The following is an 18,297-nucleotide window of genomic DNA, read 5'->3' as shown; positions in this document are numbered from 1 at the left end:
TCCCTACATCTTCACAATAACTGATTTGCTCTCGAAAAAATGCGATGAAAATTGGACTTGTATAATTCACCTTTACGTGAGGGGTTATTCAATGAAGGAATCAATTTTAAATTATGATGATGTCTTGAATATGCTAGATACGTTGTTAAAAGAACAATCACGTTTTAATTGGGACAACTTTTATTCTGACAAGGAAAAGGAAGTCCCTTTTTTTGTGAATTTACCTGATGAAAATTTAGTCAATTATTTTAAACGAGGATATTTAAATTCAGGCAAGGTGTTGGAACTAGGCTGTGGTCCTGGGAGAAATGCAATCTATTTTGCTGAACAGGGCTGTAAGGTCGATGCTGTGGACTTATCACAAGAGGCTCTTGATTGGGCAAAGAAGCGTGCAGAGGATAAAAATGTCACAGTTAATTTTATAAAACAAAATATATTTGAATTAGATATTGAAGAAGGAGTATATGACATAGTTTACGACTCGGGTTGTTTTCACCATATCGCACCTCATCGAAGGATGAGTTATCTAAAATTATTGAATAAAGCTCTAAAGCCAAATGGTTTATTTGCAATAACTTGCTTTAAGGTTGGTGGAGCACTTGGGGGCTCGGATATATCTGATTGGGAAGTGTATAGACTAAAGAGCCTCAGAGGTGGTTTAGGTTACACGGACGAAAAATTAAGAGAAATATTTAATGGTTTTCAAGTAATCGAATTACGGGATATGCTCGAAAAGGAAGCATCAAATTCTATGTTTGGTGTTTCAGCTTTACTTACTGCTTTGTTTAAAAAAACAAATAACTCATTAAGCTAACGAGGCACGATAGCTAAACGAACAAGGAGCAGTTTGCCAGCGGCAGCTGCTCCTTGTTTCATTGAAGTAACGGGCAGTAGAACCTCTCTCTGCGCGCCAGCTTAGCAAAAAACGGCTTTTCGTCCAGCGCGAGAAGCGGTTTTTGCGATAAAGCGGCGGCGGGAAGAAATTCGGGAAGTGGCACATTTGCTGCCGGTTGGATGACCGGCTTACGAGCCGCGATTCTGGTGGCCTTGTAGGTAAGCCTCCCGCACCCGTTCGATTTGGGCGAGGTGGCTGCGGATATGGCCCACCCGGTAGCCGAGCAGCTCTTCGAACGTAAACCGTGCCTGGTCGGGATAGACGCCGACCCGCCGCCATTCTTCGGGCGTCAGGTGCGCCATAAGCGTCTTCATGCCGCTGCGCAGCAAGCGGAACAGTTCCAATTGCTCCTCGCGGTCCATCAGGTCGTAGCGCAAATGTTCGACCCAGGCTACTTGATCGAAGGATTCAAGCATCGGCTCGTCTTCCGCCAGCACCTTGCGCATCCGGGAGGTCGACGATAGCTCCGAATCCGTCACGTGAATGAGGATCTCGTGGATGCTCCACTGGTCCGGCGCCGGTTTGAAACGCAGCTCCTCTTCGGTCAAGCCTTTCATGGCTTCCCGCAGCATCGCGTATCCGCGGGCGTATTCGTCGATTAACGTTTGCATGGCAAGCAGCCTCCTTGTCAACGGGCTTGTTTCCATTTATTGTAGCATAGGGAAGGGACACCGGGGCGGGAGATTAGAGGATCACGCCAAAGTATTAGACTGAAAAATAAAGTATTAGACCGTGAAAATAAAGTTGTAGACTGCAGGTAGGCATTAAGCTAACGGGGAAGGATAGTTGAATCTATTACATCACGAGGCTGCCTGCAAAAAGTAAAAGCGACCGTCAACGTTTGAAACATTAGTTCCAGCCATATCATTAACGGAAGAATAGGTGGATTTATGTTGTTATCAATATTGCTGATTTGCATCGGGCTTTTATTCTTTTTCTTTCCTGTAAAAGTATGGATGATCTCTCGCATGAGTTTTGACTTGAAAGCTGGGAAATTTACGTATCCTGATTCTGGACATAAAGCAGTGAAAATATTAAATCGAATTTTTGGTATTTTATTGTTACTTATTGCAATATTAAATTTAATTGACGGCTCTTTTTTAAGATGAACAATTCTTGGCAAGACTTTCCTCACCATTGTCTGAACCATCGTGTGTTTATGTGTCTAAATAAATAGTCGTTGCGCTAACGAGGAACGATAGTTCTATAAGTAACGTTGAAACGGCAGCCGGTTTAATGGCGGCCGTTTTCTCAACTATCAGGCAGGATAGCTCAATACATGCCCAGTATATCTCGTGTATAAAATCCTATTTAATAATTAACTATTTTGCCTGTTAGCCATTCATGCACCTCTTTGCTGCACCACAAAGCATTGAGAAAATGGCAGCTGTATGACAGCTACCGTTTTTAGCTTTATAGAATACATCGATTGCAGAGGACAATATCTTGTGACATAGAAGATGCCCGGCTCCAAGTGAGGTCGGGCATCTTGCTTTACATTATCCTAGAATTCATCCAGAGCTTCTTTTGCTGATGTGTTGGCTGAAGTTTCGTTTGCAGCAGGGTTGTGCTGAAATACATCAGCTGCTTCCTCGGTGGAAAATTCCGTATCCGCGGATCCTGCAACCGGAAGCTTATTCTGCTTAACGGAGTGCACATCAGCTTTGGTTAATTCATTTTGTTCATTAGGCATACTGCAACCTCCTTATTAAATCTAAGTGACAACAAAATCTATGTTGCCCCTGGGAGGAAGATAAATATGCATTTACATCAAAAATGTTCCTATGACGATGGACGAGCGGAGAAAATATCAGATGTCGGTTGACAAGAACATTGTCCGAATGAAGTCCGTTGGCTTTTTTAGTTAACGGATCAAGTTCTTTGTCATTTGGCGATGACAAGAACTTGATCCGATTCTCGATTGCTGACAGAACATTGTCCGATTTCCGACTTCTAGACAACATTGCAACAGTCAGATTGGCAGCTTGTATTTCTGCTATCTGATTAACGTGCCTTGATTATAGAACAAATATAACACTTATGTTTCATACCTTTGATTTGCTGAATGTTTTCGCAATAAACACATTTCATTGGGAAATCACCTCTGAGGTTATTATATCCACTGGCCTATAAGACATGTAGAATGATGGTTTAACAAGTAGGGGAGATGGACGGAATAACTCCTGGGATCCGACAGAAGTTCGATCCCCGGCTACCGCAATCTTATGACCATATAAAATTGAGGCCGCCTCATAATACGAACCGGTAGGATTGCTTAAAGTTTAAAAATCGATCGAATATTTCACTTACATATAGGGGAAATTAATTGAGACTGACAAATCATCAGCAGAGGAGTTATTTGCATGAGAAAATTGAAATATCTATTCACATTTTTGCTGCTAAGCTGCTTTACTTTAATGATGAGCGCCGGAATCTTAAGCGCTGCAGGCACAAACAATATGACTTCTGCACAAAGTAACCAGTCTTATGACAACCGTTCAATTAATACAAATAGCTATGCAACAACTGCTGCAGGTAACGGTAACTATCGGGCTAATGCAGTTAATGATGATAATGATTTCGATTGGGGCTGGTTAGGACTTTTAGGTTTACTCGGTTTAGCTGGTTTGAGAAGTCGTAACCATGACCGTAATCCTGAGCGTTCGTAGTAAAGATTTGATTTTTGGAATAAGACTATGGCTAATACTTAGCCATGGTCTTTTTAATGGTCTTTTTAATTAATTAGGTTATTCGTGGTGATTATGTCGTGGTCGCATCTGGTTTGGTTTAAAAAAGGAGGAATTAAGTGTTCTTTTTTAGTAATATGTCCGGTAAAGGTTGTTTGTATAGTTTGGTTTTTACCATCCTATTCAGCGGTTTGTTCCTACTAATTAGCAAAATGTTCGGTTTTTCTTTTTTTCTATTCATCCCATTCGTCTTTCTGCCCTTCATGTTTAAAAGAAGATAACGGTTTATGGTTTTTGCCCAACCAAAAGTAGCGAGTGAGGAAATACTAACTTCGAGCGATTCAGAAATATATGACGGGTATGAGATAAATCCTTAAAACCGAGGGACGAGGAACATTAGTTTAACCATATCAGTTCAATAGGGGTGGACAGCTACGAACAATCGCAGCTGTCCATTTTCAATTCAAGTAAGTTCTTGTCGCAAGAGCACGAGAGGGATATTCAAGTAAGTTCTTGTTGCAACACAACCTCTGGATTGAGCTATTCGTTATTAAGCGGCCAAGTAACATTTTTTTCGGTATATCCCATATTCTAGATCGATCGGTCAGCCTTCATTACGTTAACGGGCAGGATAATTGAACAACTTGATGCTATAAGAAGTAGTATTACTCATACTTGGTCAGTACTATAATGAAAAAGTTTATAAAAAAGTGATAGCAACGTTGTTGCGCTAACTAACGAACACCTATGATGAAGTCGCCGGCACGATCGGTGGCTTCATTATGTTTATGGGCAAATAAGTGGAAGAAATTGCTCATTTATGGGTTATGAATTCCATGCTAAGGTAATTTCTATAAGTTAAGAATGAAGGATTGAAAAAATGAACCGATTTTTAAAATGGATTGGTATCGCACTTTTACTAGCCATCCTAGCCCCTTTTGCACTTCCTTTTATAGCAATGATACTTCGACTATTCGTATACTTATTTGAAATGATTTTTGGATAAATCCATTAATCACTTAATTTAACTAACGGGGCTCGATAGGCAGATACCAGGAGGTCTATTCATGAAATTTATCCTTATTGATATGTTCGGAGTTCCTGTAATTTCTTTGCCAGCAGGATATGATTTGTTAGAAGCATTTATCGGGACAAATCTTCAAGATATAAATGAAAAAGGAAGTTGGGTAATTGATTCGGTTGATGAAGTTTTGAATGGTACTGAAACCACTCTTTTATGTGTGAAGTATCATGATGTTGAATTAAGCAAGACAACAGTGAAGATAATCGACAGATATTCCGAAGACAAAGCTTATTGCGAGCTGCCAATAGACACTTTTAAAAGCGTCATTGTCAACTGGCTCCAACAAAAAGATAAATACTATGGATTGAGCTAAAGGTACAATAGTTCAATGAACCATGGAGCAGTTTTTGATCCGCAGCTGCTCCATTTTCGTTGCGCTAACGGGCAGGTTAGTGCAGGAGCTGCTATGCCACGGCTAGAAAAACAGCGCTGCAATACGACTGCCCAGCCATGTTGATAAAAATCTGCATATACTACGCCTAACACGAAGACGATTTAACCCGGCTGGTCCCCGGGAATTTTGGAGAGTTTATATAGAAGGGATGCCGCAACGGGCATCCCTTCTTTTATTACTTATTCAATCGGTATATAGCCCCATGTATATGGTAAATTATGGTATATAACTATAGCATCTGATAGATTTGCTACATATATATATAGAATCTATAAGTAAAGGAGTTGATTCATTTGCCAGAAAGCAATGGTTCCCAAGGTAGCAACGGTTCCCGTGGTAGTAACGGTTCACGCGGTAGCAACGGTTCGCGCGGTAGCAATGGTTCCCAAGGTAGCAATGGTTCCCAAGGTAGCAATGGTTCCCAAGGTAGCAACGGTTCCCGTGGGAGTAACGGTTCACGCGGTAGCAACGGTTCCCGTGGTAGCAACGGTTCGCGCGGTAGCAATGGTTCCCGTGGTAGCAACGGTTCCCGTGGTAGTAACGGTTCACGCGGTAGCAACGGTTCCCGTGGTAGCAACGGTTCGCGCGGTAACTAAAATAATAGAATCATCTACTCAAAAGGCTTACTTGCCTTTACACGTTCAAGGATGCGGCGCCTTAACGTGTGGAATGCTTGATGATCTCATTTTAAAATGGTTCGAAATTATCGAATTAAACCATGAGGGTGTCCATAACGGGCATCCCTTTTTGTTTGTTGCAAGCAGTCGCTCTAATTCATATTTAATCCTACGTATTCAATCCGAGCAAAACACTGCTCTGCGGGGCTGAATTACTTGGCAAGGTTCATTAAGCTAACGGAGAACTATAGCTCAATACAAACCATGATCGGCAGCTGAAAATAACCAGCTGTCTTTTTCATGTTAACAGCAGCAAATACATCGCTCGGGCTTACTATTGGAACTTGGAAATTAATGGCACATAATCCTGGTCTAAACGAAATACTGGTTCTAGAGGAATATTTATTGTTCAGTATAGATTGGACGGAGTGGAGGTCGTTTGACTGAGATTCCAACCTCATTTGAAGAGATTATTGTTGAATAACTTATGGACCATTACGGCTGCAATGAAGCTGTGGCCAGAGATATCCCGAATAAGGTGGATCACATAGTTTGCAGCGGTAACACAATATTAATGAAGAAGGCATCTCCTCTAGGAGGGCGCCTTTTTTTCGGGTTCTTTATTATTTATAGGAGCCCCTTCTGAACGTGGATCGCTGATAATCCCTATTGATGAGAAATGTATATATTTGCATCAAGATGTCTATTGCTGAATTATATTAGGTTACGTCCCCTGACATTTTGGGAATAGTGGGTGAGTGTAGTGGTGAAATATCTCAGAAGACCGGCACCATTTTTAGATGAAAGCTTTTTTGAATATTTGTTACGGCTCAGTAATTATAATGGCTATCAACTCGCAAGTTGGATTTATTACAAAGTTGGAACTCCTAGTAGTTCATATATAATAAAACCTAACCTCGAGAGTTTAGTTCAACTTTCAGATATGACGGGAGTTAATATTCAAACATATCATTCAATGCTTAATTATTTAATTGACTCAAAGCAAAAGAAAAGTGAAATAGATGCCTTTATTATGAGAAGAGGTATTAATAGCCACTCGATAAAGATTTGTCCGTTATGTTTCAAAGAATCTAGTTACTATCGAGCTGTTTGGGATATTAATGTTTTAACTGTTTGTCATGTCCATAAGTGCTTTTTAATTAATCGTTGTTTAAAATGTAAATCAAAAATTTTTCATAATCGGATTACTATAGATAAATGTAATTGTGGATTTGATTTTTGCAATTTACCCATACTAAAAGCAGACCCAGAAGATTTAGTATTACCTTCTTTAATTGAGATGAAGCTCAAAAAAACTGAGATAACTAGTTGTGTAAATAAGGGTTTTTACAATCCTTTGTATAACTTGTCATTGGAAGAGTTAATTTATTTAATTATATATATGGTTCGAGTTATAAGTTATTTCGAAACTAAAAAAAAGGTACTTTCATTTCACGCTGATACATCTGATAAGGAGTTTATTGGTATTATTTCACGAAGTGTTTCCATTTTTAATTCATGGCCGTATGAGTTTTATAAGTTCCTTGATAAATATAGTGAAGTTAAGAGGTATAAGCTTACAACAGGCATAAGAAGTAATTTTGGTACTTTTCAAAGTATCTTTCTAAAATCAAATTCTTATGGATTTATTAAAGATGCTTTTTCTGAGTATATACATAAGGAATGGAGTAACGGACATCATCTTACATTTAAAAAGATAGATGTCGTTTTAGAAGATAGAAAATATATTTCCGGAAGTGAAGCGAGCAGGTTACTAAAAACACCTTGGAATAAGGTCAAGAAATTGATTGAAATTAATGAACTTCAAGGTAAAATACAAAAGACTCAAAGATTTTGTCGAATATTTGTCTCTCAAGAAAGCATTAATGACTACATGATTTCAAGAGAAAAGTTTATGTATTCGAAAGAAGTTAAAAATTATCTTGGTATTTGCCATGACAGCGTGAAAATACTAGAAGAAAATTCATTGATAAGCCGATCAAGCGAACGATCAACACAAAAGTATACTTATTATCATAAAACTCAAGTAATTAAATTACTCGATGTATTTGATGAAAGATTATTGAAGAATTGCAGTGGGGATTCTAAATGCGTCAATTCTTCTTTTATTATAAGAGAACTAGGAAATTGCTTCTTCAAAATTAGCGTTTTTTTTAAACTTGTTATAGAGGGAGTATTAATTCCTCGCAAAAAAATAACTGGGAATGGAATTAATCAATATTTGTTTGATAAGTTTGAATCTAAAAATGCAATATTGAAATATAAACTAAACCTTTCAACTCCAACTAATAAGATATTAAGCTCGGTTGATTTCTCTACGTTAATTGGTGTTAATAATTCATTAATATTGTCATGGATTAAATTGGGTTTAATACCACGGGGTAATTCTAATATGTTCTGTTCCGAAGACATTAAAGCTTTTAACATGAAATATATCACTCTAAAAGAAATAAAGATGAGCTGTAATATCGATTATAGGGAGATCCGACGCAGAATAGATGAAATTGGTGTTAAGCCGGTCTCTGGAGAATACGTAGACGGTAGTAAAGGGTATCTTTATTTGCGGAGTGATCTTGTAAAGCACAATATACTAAAAGATAAAGGATATATTTTTAAAATATAATCGCCTTGTAGGCGGTTTTTTTTGTTATTAGAATACTTATTAATGGGGAAATATGATTTGTAGAAGCTAGATATTAAAGTTTAATCAATTAGGGATACTTCATTTGTAATGAAGTATCCCTTTTTCAGATGATGATTAAGAGAGTTAATTGCAGACATCAGTTAGTATACTAGCAGGTTAATCTAAATCAATTAGTGAGATAAAAACGTCCTGTTTTTAGGTTTTTTAATGATTAAAACAGCATAAAAAGGACTGGAGCATCGTTATGCATGTTCACTAGTTTAAAACATGAATCTAGTGATAAGAATACTACAAGCTTCTAGTCGAATTTTACTAAGTGGTTAAAGGAGGTTTCTTATTTGCCTGTTAGAAAGATTGGCCCAAAAAAAGGGGTTAATAGGAGGTGTCTTGTGGCAAGACCAACGGCTGATGAAACAATGGTCTTTGGTGAGAGCCTTCTCGAGCGAGATTTCGTTCGGTTTTGCAACTTTCAATGTGAAATCGTAGGAGTCGAGTACCAGCCGCTAACCATAAGCTACAACTATAAAAGGCGTGTACGCAAGTATACGCCAGACTTTCGACTGACCGATGAAAACGGAGGCACAACAATTGTGGAGGTGAAGCCCTCAAAGCATGTGAACGATCCTGACAATGTTATTAAGTTTGAAGTGGCTAAGATATTCTGCCAAGAACACGGGTGGAAATTCAAGGTGATGACGGAACTTGATCTGCATAAGGGACATCTTAGTAAAAACATAAACATCATTCTTGATGTAATGCGTTATGAGTTCGACACACATGATTTGATGGTAGTATTCGAACGCTTGCAAAAAGTAGGTTCTTGCACAATCAAGGAGTTGCACTTGTACACTCCTGAAGTTGACGTACCGAGGTTTACAGCGATCGTATATCGATTGCTGCTTGATCGGTTTTTCAAAGCGGATTTGTTTAGTCAGAGGATATCGGAGCAGACGATTCTTTCTATTAATGAAGGGAAGGTGTGGTAACAGTGTCACAACATGAATTTTCTCACGGTACCAAATTCTTGCTTAACGGCCTTGAGGTCGTTGTAAAACGGTCCGGACATCGACAGATTACTGTTGAAAATGTGAAATACGGAAACCTGGAAACCTACAAGGTTGTAGAGTTGCTTAGAGCCTGGGTGGATGGAAACTTGGAATTCCAAATTGATGAAAACCGACCGATAATTGAAACGGATTTTGAAGCTTTTTCAGCTGAAAAGAAAAATGAGGCGGAAAGGAGATATAAACTTCTTCTCCCCTTCATTAATCGGGAGAAGAAGTTTGTTGATCTGGCTGAGCATCTAGAAGAACATAATATTTCACAGGGTACATTTTATAACTGGATGCAAAAGTGGTTGCGTTACAGAGACATTAGGTATCTGATTTCCAACTTTGAGCTGAGAGGACCTAGAAAACGCTTGTCCGACACAACGGTTCTAGGAATGGCTGAAAAGGTTGTCGACGATATGGCTTATGAAGAGATCAAACCTAGCGTTCAGGAAATGTATCTTGAGCTCAAGGTTCGAGTTAATGAGGCAAATGATTTTAGGGAGAATAACCAAAAGCTGAAGTGCATCTCCTCAGTAACCTTTTGGCGGGTGTACCGTGACGTACAGGATAAATACAAGCAGGATGTTATCCGGCATGGTCTCCAAAATGCGAAATTACTTCGTAAGGGTTCCCGAGGTCGTTTATCCAGCGACCGCATACTAGAACGGGTCGAGATTGACTGGACACAGGTGGATGAGCTCTTAGTAAATCCGGTTACTCTTAGTCGGCAGCGCCCCTGGCTTGTATATGCAATCGATGTGCATTCCGGAGAACCCTTAGGTTTTCATACTTGTTTCAACCAGCCGGATACCGCGGCAATAAAGCAGTGTTTGTTACACTGCTTTCTACCGAAGACTTATTTAAGTCAATTATATCCGCTTGTGCAAAAGGAATGGACAGCTTATGGCATCCCAAGAGAAGTTGTGCTAGACAATGCCAAAGTTAACGAGTCGTTTGACTTGCGAGACGTATGTCAGACATACGGGATTGATATTCAATATTGTAGTATCGGTTCGGGCCACCAAAAAGGAACAATTGAAAGGGCATTTCGAACACTTAACCAGAAATTGTTTCATCGTTCCCCAGGTACCACGTTCTCAAACCCTTTTGAAAAATCGCAGTATGATTCCGAAGGGGAAGCATGCATCACTTTACAGGCGTTTAACTATCTCGTGCACATCGCTTTAGTTGATATGATTTCTCATGATTGGAGGCATTCTATTACTCGTGCTGGCATTCCGCATGAACTCTGGCATAAAAGTCTTGAAGCGAATCCGCACCTAAGATTATCGATTCCGCGCAATCTAAAAGAATTGAAAATTGTAATGGGTGCAGGTTTAGAATTTAGAAAACTGCAAGCTCAGGGGATTAAACTAGAGGGTTTCTATTTTCAAAGTGCTGCTCTACAAGATCTTCGTTATGAAATGGATCGGTTAAACCGTGATGATGAATTGCGTGTTCGATTTGATAAAGACGATTTGCGAGTGATCTATATCAGGGATCCGATAAACGAGAACTACATTGAGGCTTACCCGGATATAGAGATCCTTGCTGATCGGAAAATACGTTCTGATCTCCCAATCCCATTTTATGAGGTTCAATTGAGATCAGTAGAACTTAGCAGAGCTAAATTGCGAAATGATGATCTTCATGTTGGACTAGCAAGGCGTAATGTGGAGGTTATAACAGAACAACAGCAATGCGATCAAAAACAAGGGTACGTTGATACACTGAATGAAATGGAGCAGCAGACTCAAAAGTTTGAAGACATGGGTTACGAATTGGATCGGCTTAATTTACCTGAAGATATCTCTGACATTAATTCGGTTCAAGTAGCAGAAGCTTTGAAACAAGCTGATGCAAAAAGTCGAAAAAAGAAGTCACATGATGCAGTCCACGATCAATCTGAGCATCAACCTGGATTGGTTGCAGATATTGAGTTGGATGATGACCTGCCTACTTATCAAACGGGGATAAAAGGAGCTTGAACACATGGCAATTGAGAATTTCGAAAGCTTTGGATTAGATCCTATCCTCTTGAGTAAACAAAAAGAAGCTATGGATAAGGTGAAGGAAATTGTCATTCATCACCCTAGCTTTTTGAAGATTTTCCAGGAGATTTATAAATGCCACATGTTATCACAGGATTCCCCTAAGCCAGAATGTATGTGTTTACTCGGGGATTCAGGGACTGGGAAGTCGACAGTATTGGAGTACTATAGGGATAAGTTTCCACGTAGACAGGAAATGGAGGGAGATATTATTCCTGTATTACTGGTGGAATTACCTTCCGGTGCCAAGCCCAAGGATGTCGCATCTAAGATTCTACTTGAAATGGGGGATCCCTTCTTTGATAAAGGAACCGAAAAATCAATGAAGGCGAGGATCATTCATCTTGCTGAAAAGTGTGATATAAAACTATTGTTTCTTGATGAGTTCCAGCATGTTAATGACAGTGAAAATAAACGTGTGAAGTCTAATGTAGCTGACTGGATTAAAGGTCTTGTCAATGAGATCAAAATTCCAGTAGTCTTGAGTGGTATTCCGAGTGCCGAATCACTCTTCAAAACCAACATTCAATTGGATACTAGATTTACAAATCGCCAGAGATTTAGTCCCTTCAGTTACGATAAATATTTTCGTGCTTTTCTGAAGTCTGTGGATGAAAGGCTGCCGTTTCCTGCATCCTCCTGTCTGGCTGACCCTGAGTTATCACAAAAGCTTTATTACGCCTCTATGGGTAACCTTCGAGTTTTAATGCGGACAATTGAGGTGGCGACCTGTGAGGCTGTCGCGGCGAATAGAGATAATGTACATGAAAATGATTTGTATGTTGCTTTCAGTCAGCTCGATTTATCTTCAAGACCGCATGCTGTGAACCCTTTTAATGATGACAAGTTTAATTTTAAAGTAGCGATGATAGAGGAAGGGAAGAAAAAGAAGAAATAGTTATACCCAAGATTGTGTGAAAAGGACCAGCTCAACGGGCTGGTCCTTTTCACATTGTCGAACAAGGATTAGCATCCGATAGAAACAATTAGACCAAGTCAGAAGAGGTTTGTATATTTATGCAATTACTGCATATTGGTACAATTTCTACTACAATTTAACCTGAAACAGAGAAAGTTTTCTCTCCCTTTCTAGGGCTAATTATGAAATAACAACAACGGAACCACGCGGGTTTGCGGTCTCTAAATTACAATTATTTATGAAAGATAACACCAACTACTATACTACTACTGCTGCCGTAGTAGTCAGTCTACTATATATCTATTCCTCCTTCTGCTACTAACACAAATTGTTGGCACTCTAATGATGGAGATAGCAAATGTGATTATAGAGATGCGGAAATTATTTTGTCTATCCTTTATGGACGTCCGGCGGTCTCGCATTTAAGATTTAGGTTGTGTAGAAACACCAAGGAGGCCACTTCTTATCATCGATAAGGGGAGGGCCTTCTTGGTGTTGCCTTGCCTAATTAAACGTTGCCAATCTCGAGCTGGGCCGCTTTGATCTCATGCGGTTGTCTGCAAGGGATTCGAACGATAATCGTCGTTCCTTTGAGCTCGGAGCTCTCGATCTCCAAACCGTAGGCCGCTCCAAACAATAGTTTGATCCGCTCGTTAACGTTGTACAATCCTATGCTTCCTCTATCGGAAGATTGTGAAGGGCGGGTCAGTTTTTGCCTGATTTCATTCAATTTCTCCGGTCCAATGCCGCTTCCGTTATCAGTTATTGTGATACGGAGATCATTCTCATTCCTATAACCCTGGATCGTAAGCAGGTTGTTTTGACGCTTACGGTCGAAGCCGTGTATGAGGTAATTCTCGATAAGCGGCTGGAGAATCAATTTAATGATGCCGTACCCCATAATCGACGGTTCGACTTCGATCTCGTAGTGAAAGAAGTTTTGATATCTCGCATTGAATATTTTGAGGTACATGTTGCATAAGTCGATTTCTTCAGCTAATGTGACGACCGAGTCTGCTTTGAGCGATGCCCTGAAGAGAGCAGCGAGCGAATGAATCATTTCTCCGCCTTCGTCATTCCCGTCGATCTCCAGTCTTGCTCGTATCGCTTCTAACGAATTGTACAAGAAATGCGGATTGATCTGGTTCTCGAGAATTTTCATCTCCGCGATTTTTTGCTGCAGCTCGTAGACGTAAGACTTATTAATATGGTCTTGCAGGCTGTCGCACATTTTGTTGAAATGGATGGCGATTTGTTCAAATTCATTATCTTTATTGTTTAAAGGGATCCTGTAAGCCAAATTGCTTTCAACCGTCTTGCTCATTGCTTTGACGATCCGATTAACCCGCTTGGATATGATGCTAGTCACAAGAAAATAAACCGAGAAGATGAAGAGCAACAGAATAATGGCTGCGATATAAGTGGAGTTGTTAAAAATATTCAGTTGCTTTTTCAATGCTGACTTGGGTAATACGGCTGCATAAATAAAAGGGTCTTTATCGGAGCTGGCCGTTCTGACAATGCTGTCCTCGGCCAACATCACGGAATCTGACGATTGGCGTAGCTGCTCGAAGTAGGGATATTTTCGCCCATAATAGGTCGAAGACGAGTCGAACACAACCTCTCCATCCCTCGTTAACACTAGCAGATAGCCTTTCATGTCTTTGCCAAACTGGTTGATGGTATATTGCAGGTCGTCCATCCCGAATTCTACGATGAAACGGCCAAGAAAGAGGCTGGAGCTAGGGTAGTAAAAGTTACTGGCGACGTCAAAGTAGTTCTTGGATGCTTGAGAGGCCACGTATTCCCCCGGATGGGCAGGAATTATAAAGCTTTCCTGTGACACATCCCGTAAACGGGGCATGTTCTGCAGAATCGCTTCCGTATGGTCAAAGAAGGCATAGTCCAAATCGTACATGTACAAATAGGCCTTCTGCGAATGGCTGTTATAGAAAATGAGGTTGTTAATGTTAGGGTCAAGGCTTAATAGGTCCTCGAGTTTGTAAGCCATGTTCTTTCTCTCATAGGAGTCTAAGGGCACAGATTCTGACTGGTCTGTAACGTCCATCATACTCATGATATAAGCAAATAACTGTTCGTCATCGTATATTTTGAGCAGGATGTCTTTAATCGTCTTCGTACGGTCGTTCATCGTATTCTGTAGTGCTGCGATAATTTGCTGATGGATTCCGATTTGTCCTTCCTTCAGTAATGCGTAGGAGTTTCTTGACACATACCCTGTGAAAATGTAGAGGGCAACGGATAGAACCAGAATATATAGCAGCAGGATTCGGGTAAACAGCTTGATGTGTATCCGTTTTTTCATTTGAATTCTGCCGGTGACACACCGGTCGCCTTTTTGAAAATTTTATAAAAATGGCTTGGTTCCAAGTAACCGACTTTGGCTGCTATGTCCGTTATTTTCATGTCGGTCTGCAACAGCAGTTCCTTTGCCTTCTCGATTCGCAGATGGTTCAGGTAGCTGCTGAACAAGATCCCGGTTTCTTTCCGGAAAAGCTGACCCAAATAAGACGCATTAATATTAAATTTATAGGACAACGTCTTTAGCGATAAATCTTGATTTGAATGCTGCAAGACATAGTCCAAGATCGGTTTTATCGTCGCGTTGGCAGTGCCGCTCTTATCGCCGAAGATATCCGAAGCTAGGGCAACAGTGTCATAAACAAGCTTAGCTAGATCATCGAATCGGGAAGAGGACTCGAATCGAAGGTAAAGATGCTTGAACTGATCCGGAACATGCTGCTGATTAACAACGGACTTTTTCACGGTGTTGGCGATTTGAAACAGCAGCTCAAGCAGCGCATTCTTGATTTGTGAAAGCGGGAGATGCGATGCGTCTTGCAAACCTTCTAACGCGGCTCGCGTCAATTCCAGACACTCTTCTTTCCTTCCGGCCAAGATCAAGTTATTGATGGTTTCGTAAGGAAGGCTCGGTATCTGGTCTTGTCCGGAGTGGTTCTTCGTATCATCGTCGGAATCGATCAGGCTATTCGGTGGCAATAGAAAACTGTAGCCCTGCAGATCTTTGGCGGACTGATAGCTAAGATTTGCTCCAAGCATATCAGTTGTCCGATGCCCGATCGTGATTAAGATATGGACGTTATTTCGAGCTTTAATCTCGGAAAGAAATAGCTTCAGCTGCCCTAGAAGAGGAGAGCCAACGCTTACTTTAGTAGGCTCAGAGAATATGGCAACCACGTCATAGGATGAGTCACAGAAAGACAAACGCATCGTATCGTGGTTAAATCGTTGAGCCAGCAGATCGCGGATCGTTAAGGCAGCCATATGCTTTTGCGCGTTATCTTCGCCGCTCAGTATTTTAATGATCACAATGCGATAGCAATCGAGATTTAGCTCGATTTGAGCGATTTGTGATTTCTCGTGTAATTCGGCTCTCGTGATTGAACCTGTAACCCATCGAAGCAGGATGTTCTCGCGAAACGCGTTCAACTGTTCGGCAAGTCCGATCTGACGGTTCGTGGTATCCTGCAGCTTCTCCGCGATCGCTGAGATGCTTGCAACGAATTCGTTCTTGTCCAGAGGTTTCAGCATGTAATTCTCGACACCAAGCTTGACAGCCTGCTTTACATATGAGAAATCGTCATGACCGCTCAGAATAAGAATCTTGATGTCCCATCCGCGTTGATGGATGCTGCGAATGAGTTCGATTCCATCCATTTGCGGCATACGAACATCCGTAATCAGAAGATGGACTTGGTGTTTCTCCAGCAACTCAAGGGCTTCAATTCCGTTGTAAGCGTCCCCAATTACTTCAAGACCAAAATCATCCCAAACGGTCGATTTCCGCAATGCTTCGACTACGATCGGTTCATCATCTACGATCAGCACGTTATACATGTGACAGATCCCTCCAGTTAGCATCTAAGATAGCATAAAAGCCGATGGTGTGAAAAGGCTCTAGAGTTTTGACAGTACGATTGAGAGTTTTGACAATTGAGAGTCATCCTGCTCCTCCGTTACCATTAGTATCAAGGGAGGTGACACTCAACCATGAGCAGCACAGCAAGCAGTAAAACTGTAACCGTTTCCGAGAAGGAAGGCAAGAAACTGTTTTATATGGCTTTGCCATTCATAGCGCTGGTATTCGTCTTCAGCTACTTGCCTCTATACGGATGGATGTACGCGTTCTTCGATTACAAGCTCGGCCATAAGTTGTTCGATTCGGAGTTCAAAGGGTTCTTCTTCTTCAAAATGATTTTAAGTGATCCGATCACAGTCGACGAAGTGAAGCGGATTATGTCGAATACGCTAGGCATTAGTTTCTTAAGCTTGCTCGTTCAAGTATTGCCGCTAATATTCGCGTTATTCCTCGTGGAGATGAAGTTTGAGCCGCTGAAGAAAGCCATTCAAACGTTGACGACGCTTCCGAATTTCTTAAGCTGGCCGTTAGTGTATGCGTTCGCATTCTCCATGTTCTCGGAATCCGACGGCTTTATCAACAAGCTGCTGATACAGCTTCATATCATTGAAGATCCGATCAGCTTCTTGGTTAGTTCGAGCCATGTCTGGTTGACTCAAACGGCGTACTTGGCTTGGAAAACGATCGGTTGGACAGCCATTATTTACATTGCCGCCGTTACTTCGATAGACAACGAGCTGTATGAAGCGGCCAGGATCGACGGCGCCGGGAGGTTCCGGATCATGTGGTCCATCACGGTACCGCATTTAATGCCTACCTTCTTCGTACTGATGATGCTTAGCATAGCCAATTTTTTGAATAACGGCCTCGATCAGTACTTGGTTTTCCAGAACGCACTGAACACCGATTCCATCGAGGTGCTCGATCTCTATGTGTACAATGTCGGCATACGAAATGGCATGTCAGGCTATAATTATTCGTTTGCCACGGCGGTCGGCATATTGAAATCGGTTGTCAGCATTGCGCTCTTGTTCTCGGTGAACTTTGCCTCGAAGAAGGTTCGCGGAGAAGGAATCATTTAAAGAGGGGATTACCCATTATGAAACAAAAGGCATCATTCGGTAGCTACAGCTTCAGCTTTATCAACAGTACAGTGTTTATCCTGTTCGCGTTGCTTTGTATTTTTCCCTTGTATTACATCTTCGTCCTTACGGTGAGCGATAACAAATGGGTAGCATCCGGTGCGCTGGTCGTTTTCCCGAAGGGATTCAATGTCCAGAACTATGTTCATGTTCTCAAGCTTGACGGAATTGGCATGGCGCTGTGGGTTACGATTCTCAAAACGGTTGTCGGTACAGCTTGTACGCTCGCAGGCTCGTCATTCCTTGCATTCTTGTTCACAAAGCCTCACATGCTTATGCGGAAATTTCTATACCGGTTCGTGCTGGTCACGATGTACTTTAATGCAGGCTTGATTCCATGGTTTATCAACATAAAAAACCTTCATCTGATGAATACGTTCGCCGTATATATCATTCCTTACATCGTTGCTCCGTTCTATATCATTCTGATCAAGACGTTTTTGGAGAGCATCCCGAGCGCATTGGAGGAATCAGCGCAAATCGACGGAGCCGGTATATTTCGGGTATTCTGGAGCATCTTAGTACCGCTGTCCAAACCGATTCTGGCCACAGTTGCCGTATTCGAATCGGTCAATCAATGGAATAACCTGCGCGATAATTTGTTTCTCATCACAGATTCACGGTTGAACACGCTGCAATTTGTCTTGTACAAGTTCATGTCGGAAGCGGATGCTTTAGCCAGCAAAATTATGGTTAACGGTGGAGCAGGCCTATCAGCCACGAATTTTACGCTCACACCAACCGCGGTCAGCATGACGATTGCCATGGTTGTTATTCTCCCGATTGTCTGCATCTATCCTATTATGCAACGTTATTTTACCAAAGGGATTATGCTAGGTGCAGTGAAAGGGTAGAACTACAATATAGACGCATGTATACAAATGGGGAGG

The 18,297-nt window shown here is 41.0% G+C and carries 15 protein-coding genes; 10 read left to right on the top strand and 5 right to left on the bottom strand.

Going from position 1 to position 18,297, the window contains the following annotated elements:
- Positions 1–91: 91 nt before the first annotated feature.
- Positions 92–814 (top strand): class I SAM-dependent methyltransferase, encoded by a 723-nt coding sequence (locus BM412_RS19335; RefSeq protein ID WP_091221966.1) that lies wholly within the window; start codon positions 92–94, stop codon positions 812–814.
- Between the two features lie 209 nt (positions 815–1,023).
- Here BM412_RS19335 and BM412_RS19330 read toward each other — a convergent pair whose 3' ends face one another.
- The 3 genes from BM412_RS19330 to BM412_RS19320 all read right to left on the bottom strand — a co-directional run bounded on the left by BM412_RS19330 (position 1,024) and on the right by BM412_RS19320 (position 2,588).
- Positions 1,024–1,506, bottom strand: coding sequence for a DinB family protein (locus tag BM412_RS19330; RefSeq protein WP_091221963.1), 483 nt, complete (start codon positions 1,504–1,506; stop codon positions 1,024–1,026).
- Between the two features lie 158 nt (positions 1,507–1,664).
- Positions 1,665–2,018, bottom strand: coding sequence for a hypothetical protein (locus tag BM412_RS19325; RefSeq protein WP_143111659.1), 354 nt, complete (start codon positions 2,016–2,018; stop codon positions 1,665–1,667).
- Positions 2,019–2,399: 381 nt separating this feature from the next.
- The gene (locus tag BM412_RS19320; RefSeq protein ID WP_091221958.1) at positions 2,400–2,588 is read right to left on the bottom strand and encodes a hypothetical protein; all 189 of its coding nucleotides are present in this window, start codon (positions 2,586–2,588) and stop codon (positions 2,400–2,402) included.
- Positions 2,589–3,258: 670 nt separating this feature from the next.
- Between BM412_RS19320 and BM412_RS32565 the strand changes: the two genes are divergently transcribed.
- The 7 genes from BM412_RS32565 (at position 3,259) to BM412_RS19285 (ending at position 12,343) form a co-directional block, all read left to right on the top strand.
- Positions 3,259–3,564, top strand: a complete 306-nt coding sequence (locus BM412_RS32565; protein ID WP_091221955.1) for a WGxxGxxG family protein — start codon at positions 3,259–3,261, stop codon at positions 3,562–3,564.
- Between the two features lie 1,085 nt (positions 3,565–4,649).
- A complete protein-coding gene (locus BM412_RS19310) occupies positions 4,650–4,979 on the top strand; it encodes a hypothetical protein (protein WP_091221952.1) in 330 nt (109 codons plus the stop codon).
- A gap of 414 nt (positions 4,980–5,393) precedes the next feature.
- On the top strand, positions 5,394–5,888 hold the full coding sequence (locus tag BM412_RS32560) for a hypothetical protein (protein ID WP_256256453.1): 495 nt from the start codon (positions 5,394–5,396) through the stop codon (positions 5,886–5,888).
- Between the two features lie 555 nt (positions 5,889–6,443).
- A complete protein-coding gene (locus tag BM412_RS19300) occupies positions 6,444–8,321 on the top strand; it encodes a TniQ family protein (RefSeq protein ID WP_177245932.1) in 1,878 nt (625 codons plus the stop codon).
- Positions 8,322–8,731: 410 nt separating this feature from the next.
- Positions 8,732–9,328, top strand: coding sequence for a TnsA endonuclease N-terminal domain-containing protein (locus BM412_RS19295; protein ID WP_143111658.1), 597 nt, complete (start codon positions 8,732–8,734; stop codon positions 9,326–9,328).
- 2 nt (positions 9,329–9,330) lie between these two features.
- A complete protein-coding gene (locus BM412_RS19290) occupies positions 9,331–11,382 on the top strand; it encodes a Mu transposase C-terminal domain-containing protein (RefSeq protein WP_091221940.1) in 2,052 nt (683 codons plus the stop codon).
- A 4-nt stretch (positions 11,383–11,386) separates the two neighbouring features.
- Positions 11,387–12,343 (top strand): TniB family NTP-binding protein, encoded by a 957-nt coding sequence (locus BM412_RS19285; protein WP_091221938.1) that lies wholly within the window; start codon positions 11,387–11,389, stop codon positions 12,341–12,343.
- 529 nt (positions 12,344–12,872) lie between these two features.
- Here BM412_RS19285 and BM412_RS19280 read toward each other — a convergent pair.
- Together BM412_RS19280 and BM412_RS19275 are read right to left on the bottom strand one after the other, a co-directional pair.
- Positions 12,873–14,690 (bottom strand): sensor histidine kinase, encoded by a 1,818-nt coding sequence (locus BM412_RS19280; protein ID WP_091221935.1) that lies wholly within the window; start codon positions 14,688–14,690, stop codon positions 12,873–12,875.
- On the bottom strand, positions 14,687–16,243 hold the full coding sequence (locus tag BM412_RS19275; RefSeq protein WP_177245931.1) for a response regulator transcription factor: 1,557 nt from the start codon (positions 16,241–16,243) through the stop codon (positions 14,687–14,689). The genes BM412_RS19280 and BM412_RS19275 overlap by 4 nt, the downstream gene beginning before the upstream one ends.
- 153 nt (positions 16,244–16,396) lie before the next feature.
- On the opposite strand from BM412_RS19275, the gene BM412_RS19270 reads away from it, so the two are divergent.
- Both BM412_RS19270 and BM412_RS19265 read left to right on the top strand, forming a co-directional pair.
- Positions 16,397–17,347, top strand: coding sequence for an ABC transporter permease subunit (locus tag BM412_RS19270; RefSeq protein ID WP_256256452.1), 951 nt, complete (start codon positions 16,397–16,399; stop codon positions 17,345–17,347).
- A 17-nt stretch (positions 17,348–17,364) separates the two neighbouring features.
- On the top strand, positions 17,365–18,261 hold the full coding sequence (locus tag BM412_RS19265; RefSeq protein WP_091221930.1) for a carbohydrate ABC transporter permease: 897 nt from the start codon (positions 17,365–17,367) through the stop codon (positions 18,259–18,261).
- Positions 18,262–18,297 lie beyond the last annotated feature (36 nt).

Origin of the sequence: Paenibacillus sp. BC26 (genome assembly GCF_900116125.1) — a bacterium.
Classification (GTDB): domain Bacteria; phylum Bacillota; class Bacilli; order Paenibacillales; family Paenibacillaceae; genus Paenibacillus_Z; species Paenibacillus_Z lignilyticus.
Note: the sequence above shows the minus strand (reverse complement) of the source record. Positions and strands in the feature narration are given on the sequence as shown.